10 protein-coding genes are annotated in these 12,321 nt (G+C 72.3%); 2 read left to right on the forward strand and 8 right to left on the reverse strand.

From position 1 onward, the window contains the following. Window positions 1-138: 138 nt before the first annotated feature. Complete coding sequence (locus HNQ79_RS14045; protein WP_229923572.1) at window positions 139-1,347, reverse strand: glycoside hydrolase family 10-like protein; 1,209 nt, start codon at window positions 1,345-1,347, stop codon at window positions 139-141. 172 nt (window positions 1,348-1,519) lie between these two features. Between HNQ79_RS14045 and HNQ79_RS14050 the strand changes: the two genes are divergently transcribed. Continuing rightward, window positions 1,520-2,380, forward strand: a complete 861-nt coding sequence (locus tag HNQ79_RS14050) for a 3-hydroxybutyryl-CoA dehydrogenase (protein WP_185030756.1) — start codon at window positions 1,520-1,522, stop codon at window positions 2,378-2,380. 226 nt (window positions 2,381-2,606) lie between these two features. Next, the gene (locus HNQ79_RS14055) at window positions 2,607-2,864 is read left to right on the forward strand and encodes a hypothetical protein (RefSeq protein ID WP_185030758.1); all 258 of its coding nucleotides are present in this window, start codon (window positions 2,607-2,609) and stop codon (window positions 2,862-2,864) included. Between the two features lie 79 nt (window positions 2,865-2,943). Here the strand turns inward: HNQ79_RS14055 and HNQ79_RS14060 are convergent, their stop codons facing one another. From HNQ79_RS14060 to HNQ79_RS14090, 7 genes are all read right to left on the reverse strand, one after another. Continuing rightward, window positions 2,944-3,495: an NUDIX hydrolase gene (locus tag HNQ79_RS14060; RefSeq protein ID WP_185030759.1), complete on the reverse strand. Its 552-nt coding sequence runs from the start codon at window positions 3,493-3,495 to the stop codon at window positions 2,944-2,946. A gap of 98 nt (window positions 3,496-3,593) precedes the next feature. Beyond that, on the reverse strand, window positions 3,594-4,949 hold the full coding sequence (locus tag HNQ79_RS14065; RefSeq protein ID WP_185030761.1) for an NsdA family TPR-like regulatory protein: 1,356 nt from the start codon (window positions 4,947-4,949) through the stop codon (window positions 3,594-3,596). A 304-nt stretch (window positions 4,950-5,253) separates the two neighbouring features. Beyond that, entirely contained in the window at window positions 5,254-6,345 is a 1,092-nt protein-coding gene (locus HNQ79_RS14070) for a PP2C family protein-serine/threonine phosphatase (protein ID WP_185030763.1), read from the reverse strand. 182 nt (window positions 6,346-6,527) lie between these two features. Then, window positions 6,528-9,056: a phenylalanine--tRNA ligase subunit beta gene (gene pheT, locus HNQ79_RS14075; protein ID WP_185030765.1), complete on the reverse strand. Its 2,529-nt coding sequence runs from the start codon at window positions 9,054-9,056 to the stop codon at window positions 6,528-6,530. Further along, window positions 9,056-10,186 (reverse strand): phenylalanine--tRNA ligase subunit alpha, encoded by a 1,131-nt coding sequence (gene pheS / locus HNQ79_RS14080; protein WP_185030767.1) that lies wholly within the window; start codon window positions 10,184-10,186, stop codon window positions 9,056-9,058. The genes pheT and pheS overlap by 1 nt, the downstream gene beginning before the upstream one ends. A gap of 114 nt (window positions 10,187-10,300) precedes the next feature. Beyond that, the gene (locus HNQ79_RS14085; RefSeq protein WP_229923573.1) at window positions 10,301-11,401 is read right to left on the reverse strand and encodes a sensor histidine kinase; all 1,101 of its coding nucleotides are present in this window, start codon (window positions 11,399-11,401) and stop codon (window positions 10,301-10,303) included. Window positions 11,402-11,472: 71 nt separating this feature from the next. Then, window positions 11,473-12,315: a TrmH family RNA methyltransferase gene (locus tag HNQ79_RS14090; protein ID WP_185030771.1), complete on the reverse strand. Its 843-nt coding sequence runs from the start codon at window positions 12,313-12,315 to the stop codon at window positions 11,473-11,475. Window positions 12,316-12,321: the final 6 nt, after the last annotated feature.

Here is a 12,321-nt window from a genome sequence, read left to right on the forward strand (position 1 = left end):
GCACCTCCGGTGGGGGGCCGCCGCCTTGCCCGCCCGTTCCGCCCCCGGGGGGCGGCGGCCCCGCCGCCCAAGAGTGCTACGGGGGCGGCGGCGCCGACCAAGGGGCTGACGTGAGGGCGGCCCCGCCCGGCGAGGGGGCTAGTGGTAGTGGTCCTGGACTACGCGTCGCATGGCGCCGATTCGGTCCTCCCGCATCTCGCGTCCCGCGAAGAACACGTGTCCCCGCACCTCCGGGTGGGATTTGGCCAGCGTCAGGTGGCGGGACAGTTCCGCCGGGTCCTGCCACGCCGTGCCCTGCGCCGGGTTCCCCGCCTTGTAGAGCGCCTCCCCCGCGTAGAGGTCGACCGAGGTTCCCCGTACCGTGGCCGCCCACCAGCGCACCAGCTCCGCGTAGTCCGCCGCCTCGAATCCCACGTTCCAGTACAGCTGCGGGCAGACGTAGTCGAGCCATCCCTCCCGCACCCACTTCCGCGTGTCCGCGTACAGGTCGTCGTACGTGCCCACGCCCGCCCGGGTCCGCGATCCCTGCGGGTCCGCCGCCTCGTTGCGCCACACGCCGAACGGGCTGATCCCGAAGCGCACCCCGGGCCGCACCTGCCGGATCCGCTCGCCCATCTCCCGTACGAGCAGGTCCGTGTTGTGACGGCGCCAGTCCCCCAGCGTGGCGAACCCCGCGCCGTACGCCGCGTAGGCCGCGGAGTCGTCGAAGGTCTCGCCCTTCACCGGGTACGGGTAGAAGTAGTCGTCCCAGTGGAGGGCGTCCACGTCGTAGCGCCGTACCGCGTCGAGCATCGCGTCCTGCACGAAGCGGCGGACCTCGGGCAGTCCGGGGTTGTAGTAGAGCTTGCCGCCGTACGGGAGCACCCACCCCGGGTTCGCGCGAGCCGGATGGGACGGTGAGAGCCGGGTGAGCTCTGTGTGATTCGCCACCCGGTAGGGATTGCACCAGGCGTGCAGTTCCAGGCCCCGCCGGTGGGCCTCTTTTACCGCTGTGCCGAGGGGGTCCCAGCCGGGGTGCCGGCCCTGTCGGCCGGTGAGGCATTCGGCCCAGGGTTCGTACGGGGAGGGCCACAGCGCGTCGGCGGTCGGGCGCACCTGGAGGATCACCGCGTTCAGCTTCCGCCGCACCGCCGTGTCGAGGTGAACCAGCAGCTCAGCGCGTTGCTCGGCGGCGGTGAGGCCCTTGCGGGACGGCCAGTCCCGGTTGGCCACGGTGGCCAGCCAGACCCCTCGCATGTCCCCCCTTCCGGGCCGGCGGGGAGCCGCCGCCGAGGAGCCCGTCAGGGCCAGTGCGGACAGCGCTCCGAGTGCGCCCACCAGAATCTGCCTTCGTGCGACATGTCCCACAAAAAAGCTCCTCACCGTGCCGGTTCCGCTGCTCGTTCCCGCACAGCATGCCCGCCCCACCGCCGCACTGCCGCCCGGGCGCGGAGTAACGTCAGGGGGTCGGGGCGGGCCGACGGAGACACCGGGGGGCCCGCCGAACCGTAGAGCGTGAACGTAGAGCGAAAGGCACGATGTGACCGACATCGAACGCGTCGGAGTGGTGGGCTGCGGCCAGATGGGCGCGGGTATCGCGGAGGTGTGCGCCCGCAGCGGCCTTGAGGTCAAGGTCGCCGAGACCACGGGCGAGGCCCTGGAGATCGGCCGCACGCGCCTCTACAACTCCCTCTCGAAGGCCGCCGAACGCGGCAAGATCACCGAGGAGGAGCGCGACGCGACGCTGGAGCGCCTGAGCTTCACCACCGACCTCGGCGAGTTCGCCGACCGCGACCTCGTCATCGAGGCCGTGGTGGAGAACGAGCAGGTCAAGACGGAGATCTTCCAGGTTCTGGACCAGGTGGTGACCCGCCCGGACGCGATCCTGGCCTCGAACACCTCTTCCATCCCGCTGGTGAAGCTGGCCGTCGCCACGTCCCGCCCGGACGCCGTCATCGGTATCCACTTCTTCAACCCGGCCCCCGTGCAGAAGCTCGTCGAGCTGATTCCGGCCCTCACCACCTCCGAGGGCACCATCAGCCGGGCGCACGCCATGGTGGAGAAGGTTCTCGGCAAGCACGCGATCCGCGCCCAGGACCGGTCGGGCTTCGTGGTGAACGCGCTGCTCATCCCGTACCTGCTCTCCGCGATCCGGATGTTCGAGTCGGGCATCGCGTCCCGCGAGGACATCGACAACGGCATGGAGCTGGGCTGCGCCCACCCGATGGGACCGCTGAAGCTCGCGGACCTCATCGGCCTGGACACGGTCGCGTCCGTGGCGGACTCGATGTACATGGAGTACAAGGAGCCGCTGTACGCCGCTCCGCCGCTGCTCCAGCGGATGGTGGACGCCGGGCGGCTCGGCCGCAAAACGGGCTCGGGTTTCTACCCGTACGGCTGAGCCGCCGCGCGCCCGGACAGTGCGCCGTTCCTGGCCGCCCCCCATTTCTGACGGAGCGTCACCCGTGCCCCCGCACACGCCTGATTCACACGGTGTGTGCGGGGGCGCGCGCGGTGTGCGAGGCGTGCTCGCATATGCCCGGAACACACGCTCCCGCTGTGCCCGCAAAGGGAGTTGACTCACCGTCACGAGATGCAGAGACAACTCTCCCGAAGGAGCGCACATCGTGACCACCGACCCCGAGCAGAGCGTGGTCGTAGAGGAACTCGCGGAGGTCCGCCGTCGCCTCGACGTGGGGCTGGCCCACATCGAGGGACGGCTGGCCGTACAGACGCTGCGGGACGACCAGAACGACAAGGAGCTCGCCGATCTGATCGTCCGCGTCAGCGCCCTTGAGCACTCCCGCTGGCCGTTGCCCGCGGTGGCGGCGCTCACCGCGATCGGCGCACTCGCCGTCACCGTGTGGCAGGCCCTCGGTCGTTGAGGCCACGCCTACGCCGTACGCCGCCCGCGACGTGCGACGGCCGCGGCCGACAGCCCCCACGACCTACGACAGCCACGGCTCACGACTGCCGCAACTCCTGCTGGCCGAGCCGCAGGTGATACAGCATCAGCAGCCCGGCCGCCATGTTGGCGGCCGGGACCTCGCCCCGGGCGATCATGTCGGGGATCAGCTTCAGCGGTACCCACTCACGGCGCGAGGACTCGAAGTCGTCCTCGGGATAGCCGGTGTACGTCGCGCCCTCCGCCCAGTAGAGGTGGTGGCGGGCGTCGGTGAGGCCGTTGGACGGCTCGACGGTGAGGAGGTGGCGCAGCGGCCCCGGCCGCCACCCCGTCTCCTCCTCCATCTCGCGTGCCGCCGCGGCTTCGACGTCCTCGCCGTCCTCGACGACGCCAGCGGCCAGCTCCCAGCCCCAGCTGTCGGTGATGAAGCGGTGGCGCCAGAGCATCAGCACCTCGTCCGCCTCGTTGACCGCGGTCGCCACGGCGACCGCGCGCAGACGGATGAGGAAGTGGTCCAGATGACGGCCGTTGGGGAGTTCGACGTCCGCGAGATTCACCCGGAACCACGGGTTCTCATACACAGTTTGTTCGTTCAGGTTCGTCCACTGCACGGTTCTGCCACCTTCCGGCAATTAGATGCACGTAGATGGCAACATCGCAGGAGGGGCACGCCGGGGGAAACAGCGGTCGTCCGGTCGGACGCGGAGCGCTACAGCGGAATCCGCAGCGCCCCGTCGATCATTTCGGCCGCCTCGTCGGCCTGGGCGCAGCCGCTGGCCGCAAGATGTTCGCGGACGGCCCGTAACCGGTCTCTCAGCCGGTGGGACTCCATGCCCCGCGCCTGCTCGGCCATCTCGACCGCGGTGGCAACCGCCAGGTCGGCCTCCCCCTGCCTCAGCTCGACATGGGTGAGGATGGCGAGCCGGTGCACCCGGCCGCGGTCGTGTGCGCGGGTGTCGACAGCCGTCGCCGCGTGCTCCCGCGCGGCCGGCAGATCACCCATGCTGAGCAGCGCCTCCGCCACCTGCACGTTGACCAGCCCCGGTTGTACGTAGCCGGTCTCGTCGGGCTCGCGGCCGGGGCGGATGCGGTCGGCGGCCTTCTCGGCGCGCCTGATGCAGGCCAGCGCGCTCGTCCCGTCGCCGAGATGCGCGTACGACTTGGCCTGCATCGCGTACAGGTCGGCTGCCAGCGCCGGGCTGATCTCGCGTCCGGCGGTGCGCAGGGCGGCCTCCGCGAAGGCGACGGCCTGGCGGTACTCCCGCATGAACAGCGACTGGTTGACGAGCAGGGCGATGACGTACGCGCCGAGCCCCCGGTCGCAGCTGGCCTTGGCCAGTCGCAGGGCCTGGTGGAAGTAGCGCTGGGCGAGTCCCTGGGCGTCCGAGTCGTAGGCGCAGATCCCCGCGATGGCCACCAACCCGCCGGTGGCACGATGGAGTTGGCGGCCGGTCGCGTCGTTGTAGCCGCCGCGCAGCAGGGGTGCGGTCTCGGAGTTGAGGAAGCCGACGATGCGCGAGCGGGTCGCGATGCCGCCGGCCTTGCGGTACATCTGCTCGTAGTGCGCCCGGGCCCCCTTGAGGGTCTCGATGTCCGAGAGGTTCACATGGGTCGGCCCGGACCGGGACACGTCGCTGTCCTCGGGCGGGTTCTCCCACTCCCAGACCGGCATCACGGCGGGTGTCCCGGTGACGGCGGGAGCGCCGATGACGTGCGGGCGCTGCTGTTCGTCCGAGCGCCACAGCGCGGTGGCCCGCTCCACGAACCCGGACAGGGTGGAGCTGCTGGAACTGCTGCTGGGCGAGATCAGCTCGCCCTGGATTCCGCTCAGTCCGATGTCGACCAGCGCGACCTGCCGGTGCAGCCGTGCGCTGAGCACCTCGCAGATGAGGTCCGGTGCCTGGCCGCGGGGACGCTGCCCCTTGAGCCACCGGCGGACCGCCGTGTGGTCGTAGCGCAGCGCCAACCCGCGTTTCCTCCCCGCCAGGTTGACGTGCGCGGCCAGTCCGGCCTGGGAGATCCCCGCCTCGTCCAGCAGAGCGTCGAGGAGTGCATTGGGCTGCATGAGAGCGCCTCCGGCTGACTCGGTCCCGTCCAGCGTAGTACGGGGCGATTCACACGGGGGGTGAACGGAATGCCCACATCCACCCCCTTCACCCACTCCCCTCGCGCCCCGGGAGTCGGTTGACTGAACTGCCTCGCAAGAGGCGGCCGGGCCGCCGGCTCCCCCCTCCATCAGTGCGGCGGCCCGTTCCCACCCCCGTCCGCCCCGCCCTGTCCGCCCGGCATCCCCGGGCGGGGCGGACGGCAGCCGCAGCCGCAGTCGCCGCCCGCACCTCCACCCACCGTGCCCGGCCCGGCGGACGGGCCTACCGGCGGGAGGGTTCGGGACACGGCCGACGGGCGGCGACCGCCTGCGCACCGGGCTGCGCGGGCACCCGCAGACGGTCGTTGCGCAGCACCACCAGCGCCACGTCGTCGCACACCCGCCCCCCGGTGTGCCGCAGCAGTTCGTCCTGCACCCTTTCGACGACCGAGGCGGGTGACGCGGGACGCGCCGCGGCGGTCCGGCCGAGTACTTCCCGCAGCGGGAAGAACTCCCCGTTCGCGTTCCGGGCGTCCTCGGCCCCGTCCGTGTGCAGGACGAGCAGTTCGCCCGGCAGCAGCCGCAGGCAACGGCGTGCGGGCAGTTCGGCCGGGAGCGGGAAGGGGCCGAGCGGCGGCAGCGGCTCCCCCGCGGCCACCTCCTCCGCCGTCCCGCCCAGCCGGTGGGGCCACGGATGACCGCAGTTGAGGGCAAGCACCTCGCCGTCCTGCCGGATCTCCAGCAGCAGGACGGTGACGAACTCCTCGGTCAGCGGGCTGTCCGGGTCCGCCCCGCCCGACGCCGGGCGCTCGTCGCGGGCCCGCTCCCTCAGGTTCCGCTGCAGAGCGCGTTCCAGCCTCCGCAGCACGCCGCCGAGTTCGGGTTCGTCGTGAGCGGCCTCACGGAAGCTGCCGAGCAGGGCGGCCACCACTCCGATCGCGGGCAGGCCGTGCCCCCGTACGTCGCCGATCACCACCCGTACCCCGTCCCCCGTGGCCACCGCCTCGTACAGGTCGCCGCCGACGGACGCGCCCCGGCTGGCCGACAACCGCCCCGCGGCGAGGGCCAGTCCGTCGAGCCGGGCGGGCAACGGGCGCAGCAGCACGTCCTGGGCGGCGCGCGCGACCTCCTTGGCCCGGCGCAGCTCCCGCAGCAGCCCGCTCCGCAGCCACCCGACCAGTACGAGGACCGCCAGCAGGAATCCCGTACAGGTGGCGAGGTCCGGGACGACACCCGCGTCCGACAGCGGGCACGCCAGCTCCCAGCAGATGACGAAGGCGAGCCAGAGTCCGAGGACCACGGCGACGACGGCGCGCGGTAAGCGGCGGGCGCGGCCCTCCGCCCCGGACGGTGGGCCCGGCTTCGGAGTGTTCATCCGGACGGCCCCCTCGGAGCGCTCCACAGCGGTGCGGCCGGTCGGCCGCAACGATTGTGTCTACCGTTCGTGCCGCCATGCGTACATCGCCCGCACAACTCACCCGAATGAGTGAGGGGCACACCCGTGTCCCGGATGTGCCCCTCTGCCACGCGTGCAACGACCGTGGCGGCCGCGCGGAGTTACGCCCCGCGCAGCACCGCGCCCACGTGCTCGGCGGCGTGTGCCACCGCCGCGTCGCGGGCCGCCGTGGCCTCCTCGACGGTCAGCGTGCGGTCGGCTGCGCGGAAGCGCAGCGCGTACGCCAGGGACTTCTTGCCCGCACCGAGCTGCTCGCCCTCGAAGACGTCGAACAGCCGGATGCCCTCCAGGAGTTCGCCCGCCCCCTCGCGCAGCAGGTCCTCGACGGCGGCGGACGTGACGTCCGTGTCGACGACCAGCGCGACGTCCTGGGTGGCGACCGGGAAGGTGGAGATCCGGGGCGCGCCCAGCGCACCCCGGCCGGCCCTCTCCAGGACGTCCAGGTCGAGTTCCATCGCGCAGGTGCGCTCCGGGAGGTGCATCGCCTTCACGACGCGCGGGTGCAGTTCACCGGCGTACCCGATGATCTGCTCCTCGCCGTCGACGACGACGGACAGCGCGGCGCACCGGCCCGGGTGCCAGGGCGCGTGGACGGCACGGCCCACGCGCAGGTCGGCACCGGCCTCGCGGGCCAGACCGCGGGCGGCCTCGACCGCGTCGGCCCAGGTCGCCGGGCGGCCCCTGCCCCACCAGCCGGCCTGCTCGCGGGCGCCCGCGAGGACGACGGCGGCGTGCCGGGGCTGGGCGGGCAGCGAGGCGTTGAGCCCCGCGATCTCCTCGTCCGTCGGACGGCGGTCGACAGGGAGACGTACCGCCTTCCGCTCCTGGCCGGTCGGCCGGAAGACCAGGCCCGTCTCGAACAGCGCCAGGTCGTGCGCGCCGCGTCCGTCGTTGCGGCGCAGCGCCCCCAGCAGGCCGGGCAGCAGCGTTGTGCGGAGCGCGGGCTCCGTGTCGGCGAGCGGGTTGACCAGCTTGACCGTACGGCGTCGGGCGTCGTCGGCGTCGAGCTGGAGCTGGTCGAGGACGGCGTCGCCGACGAACGGGTAGTTCAGCGCCTCGACGTAACCCGCGCCGGCCAGCGAGCGGCCGACGCGGCGGTGCAGCCGCTGGCGCTCGGTGAGTCCGCGCCCGGACGGCGGGGTGGGCAGCGTGGAGGGCAGGTTCTCGTAGCCCTCCAGCCGGATGACCTCTTCGGCCAGGTCGTTGGGGAACGCCAGGTCGGGCCGCCAGGACGGCACGGTGACGACGAGTTCGTCGGAGCCGTAGACGTCGCAGCCGACCTCCTGGAGGCGGCGCACGACGGTCTCGCGACCGTAGGCGACGCCCGCGACCCGGTCCGGGTGGTCCGCCTTCATGGCGATGGAACGGGGCGCGGAGGGCGCGAGGACCTCGGTGACCCCGGCCTCGGCGGTGCCGCCGGCGAGCAGCACGAGCAGGTCGACGCACCGCTGGGCGGCGGCCGGGCCGGCCTGCGGGTCCACGCCGCGCTCGAAGCGCCTGGACGCCTCGGAGGTCAGCTTGTGACGGCGCGAGGCGCGGGCGACGGTCAGCGCGTCGAAGTGCGCGGCCTCGATGACGAGGTCGGTCGTCCCGGTCGCCTCGCCGGTCTCCGCGTCCGTCCGTACGTCGGCGACCTCGGTGTCCGCGCCGCCCATGACGCCCGCGAGGCCGATCGGCCCGCGGTCGTCGGTGATGACGAGGTCCTCGCCGTCGAGCACCCGCTTGGTGCCGTCGAGCGTCGTGAACTTCTCGCCCGGTTCGGCGCGGCGGACGCCGATGGTGCCCTGCACCCGGGAGCGGTCGTACGCGTGCAGGGGCTGGCCCAGTTCCAGCATCACGTAGTTGGTGACGTCCACGGCGAGCGAGATCGGACGCATGCCGGCCTTCTGCAGGCGGCGCTGCATCCAGATCGGCGAGCGGGCCTCGGGGGCGACACCGGTCACGGTGCGTACGGTGAAGCGGTCGCAGCCCTGCGGGTCGCTGATCTTCACCGGGTAGCCGTACGAGTTCGGCGCGGGCACGTCGAGGAGCGCGGGGTCGCGCAGCGGCAGCCCGTACGCGGTGGCCGCCTCGCGGGCGATGCCGCGCAGGGACAGCGCGTAGCCGCGGTCGGGGGTGACGGCGATGTCGAGGACCTCGTCCACCAGCTCCAGCAGCTCGATGGCATCCGTACCGGGCTCGTACTCGGGCGGCAGCACGATGATGCCGCCGGTGCCGTCGTCGCCCATGCCCAGCTCGTCGCCGGAGCAGATCATGCCGTGCGAGGTCCTGCCGTACGTCTTGCGGGCGGCGATCGTGAAGTCGCCGGGGAGCACCGCGCCGGGGAGGACCACGACGACCTTGTCGCCGACGGCGAAGTTGCGGGCGCCGCAGACGATCTCCTGCGGCTCGCCCGTGCCGTTCGCCCGGCCCACGTTCACCGTGCAGAAGCGGATGGGCTTCTTGAAGCCCTCCAGTTCCTCGATGGTGAGCACCTGGCCGACGACCAGGGGGCCCTTGAGGCCGGCGCCGGTCTGCTCGACCGTCTCGACCTCCAGACCGGCGGACACGAGCTTGGCCTGTACGTCACGGCCGGTCTCGGTGGCGGGGAGATCGACGTACTCCCGCAGCCAGGAAAGCGGGACCCGCATCAGATCTCCATCCCGAAGGGCCGAGTGAAACGCACGTCACCCTCGACCATGTCTCGCATGTCTTCCACGTTGTGCCGGAACATCAGCATCCGCTCGATGCCGAAGCCGAAGGCGAAGCCGCTGTACTTCTGGGGGTCGACGCCGCAGGCCACGAGGACCTTGGGGTTGACCATGCCGCAGCCGCCGAGCTCGATCCAGCCCTCGCTGCCGCAGGTGCGGCAGGGACGGTCCGGGTTGCCGACGGACTCGCCGCGGCAGACGTAGCAGACCATGTCCATCTCGGCGGACGGCTCGGTGAAGGGGAAGTAGTTCGGGCGCAGCCGGGTCTTCATGCCCGCCCCGAAGAGCGCCTGGACCATGTGGTCGAGGGTGCCCTTGAGGTCGGCCATGGTGAGGCCCTCGTCGACGGCCAGCAGCTCGATCTGGTGGAAGACCGGGGTGTGCGTGGCGTCGAGCTCGTCGGTGCGGTAGACGCGGCCGGGGCACACGACGTACACGGGCGGCTCGCGGCGCTCCAGCAGCGCGCGGGCCTGCACGGGCGAGGTGTGCGTCCGCAGCACGACACCGGACTCGTCGGATTTCGCGCCGTCGGCGTCCTGGACGAAGAAGGTGTCCTGCATCTGCCGGGCCGGGTGGTCCGGTACGAAGTTCAGGGCGTCGAAGTTGAACCACTCGGCCTCGGCCTCGGGGCCCTCCGCGACCTCGTAACCCATCGCCACGAAGACGTCGGCGACGCGCTCCATGAAGGTGGTCAGCGGGTGCCGGGCGCCTGCCGGGGTGCGGTCGTACGGCAGCGTGACGTCCACCGCCTCCTCGACCAGCACGCGCTCGTCGCGCTCGGCCTCCAGCACCGCCAGCCGGGCCGCGAGGGCCTTGTTGACGGCGCCGCGTGCCATGCCGACGCGCTTGCCCGCCTCGGCCTTGGCCTGGGGCGGGAGCGCGCCGATCTCGCGGTTGGCGAGGGACAGCGGCGAGGTGGGACCGGTGTGCGCGGTCTTGGCGTGCGTCAGCGCGTCGAGGTCGGCGGCGGACTCGAAGGCGGCGAGCGCCTCGTCCCGCATGCGCTCGATCTCTTCGGGTTTCAGCGCCTCGACCTCGACAGGGTCGTACGACTTATTGGGTGCGGACATCTCTTCCCGTACTTCCGATGGCTGGTGGGCGGCCCCGCTCGACACGTGAGGACGCAAAGGTGCCAAAAGTCGAGTCTAAAGGGACGCGGGACGCGACGAAGCCCGTGGGCGGGGTCAGGCCAGGTAGGCCGGGGCCCCCACGGGCAGGATAAATCGGAACTCGGCGCCGCCGCCGGGTCCGCGGCCGACCGCGATCGTGCCGCCGTGCGCCTCAACGATGCCCTTGACGATGTACAGCCCGAGACCGGTGCCGCCGCGCTTGCTGCCCCGCCAGAAGCGGGTGAAGACACGGCTCAGCGACTCCTCGGGAATCCCCGGGCCCTCGTCGCTGACGGTCACGGCCGTTCCCTTCTCGTCGTCCTTGGCGGTGGCGGGCGCCACTTCAATGGTCACCATTCCCGCGCCGTGCCGCACCGCATTTTCCAGCAGGTTGTCGAGCACCTGGTCGATCTTGTCGGGGTCCGCCCACAGGCCGGGCAGCGGGTGCTCGATCCGTACGAGGAAGCGATCTGCGGCCTGCCCGGCGGAGACCCGGGCGTGCACATGGCGTCCGACGGCCGCCACGACGTCCACCGGCTGCCTGCGCAGCTCCAGGCGGCCGGAGTCGATGCGCGCGATGTCGAGCAGTTCGGCGATCAGCCGGGTGAGCCGCTCGGCGTCGTTGTCGACGGTCTCCAGCATCATCAGTTTCTGGTCGTCGGTGAAACGCTCCCACTTCCGCAGCAGGGTCCGGGTGAACCCCTTCACCGACGTCAGCGGCGAGCGCAGCTCGTGGGCGACCGTCGCGATCAGCTCGGCGTGGCTGCGTTCGGTGCGCCGCCGCGCCTCGGTCCCGCGCAGCGTCACCACCACGCGGCGCACCGGACCGCACGGCCGCTCCCGTACGTAGCGCGCGGAGACCAGCACCTCGCGCCCGCCGGGCAGCAGCAGGTTCCGCTCGGGCTGTCCCACCCGGATGGCGAGACCGCCGTAGGGGTCCGTCAGCGCCCACCAACGCCGGCCCTTGAGGTCCTCCAGCGGAAGTACGTCGTCCAGCGCGCGGCCCAGCGCGCGACCGGCCGGGACGGCGGTGAGACGGGCTGCGGCGGCGTTGAAGCAGACGACCGCGCCCGTTTCGTCGGCGACGACCAGGCCGTCCGGGAGATCGTCGGCCCCGATTCCGGGCCCCATCGTCTCCCGCGCCGCGGACGCCCGTTCAGGCACTTGCGCAACCATTCCCCGTACCCCACCCATCCGACGCGCGCAGGAGCCCCCGAGCCCGTCACCTTATCCGGGACGGAGGCCTGTCAGGGAGTGCTGCGTACCCGCTGTGCGCGCGCGGATGCGTAGAGGCAGACTGCGGCCGCCGTGGCGAGGTTGAGGCTCTCGGCCTTTCCGTGGATGGGTACGCGTACGACGGCGTCCGCCAGCGCGCGGGTCTCCTCGGGGAGCCCCCAGGCCTCGTTGCCGAACACCCAGGCGGTGGGGCCGCCCATGGTGCCCGCGTCGAGCTCGTCGTCGAGGTCGCGGTCACCCGCGCCGTCGGCCGCCAGGATGCGCACTCCCGCCGCCCGGAGCTCGGCGACCGCCTGTTCGACGGGAACGCCCACGGCGACCGGCAGGTGGAAGTGCGAACCGACCGACGCGCGCACCGACTTGGGGTTGTAGAGGTCGACGGAGGCGTCGGTGAGGACCACCGCGTCCGCGCCCGCCGCGTCGGCGCAGCGCAGCACCGTGCCGGCGTTGCCGGGGTCGCGCACGTGCGCGAGGACGGCGACCAGCCGGGGCCCGGCGGCCAGGATGTCCGCGAAGGGGGAGTCCAGGAAGTGGCACACGCCGACGATGCCCTGCGGCGTGATGGTCTGCGAGATGTCCGCGAGGACGTCGTCCCCGGCGAGGTGCACCCGTGCCCCGGCGGCCTGCGCCGCGTCCACGATGTCGGCGTACCGTTCGGCGGCCTCCACGGTCGCGAACAGTTCGATCAGCGTGGGCGTTCCGTCCGGCCCCCGGTGGCCGACCGCCTCCCGCACGGCCTGCGGCCCCTCGGCGATGAACCGGCGTTCCTTGCCCCGGAAGCTGCGCTTGGCCAGCCGTCTGGCGGCGACGACGCGGGGGGAACGCGGGGAGATCGGCTCGGGGGTGCTGCCCATGGGTGT

This window comes from Streptomyces candidus, from assembly GCF_014207445.1.
In the GTDB taxonomy this organism is placed as follows: Bacteria; Actinomycetota; Actinomycetes; order Streptomycetales; family Streptomycetaceae; genus Streptomyces; species Streptomyces candidus.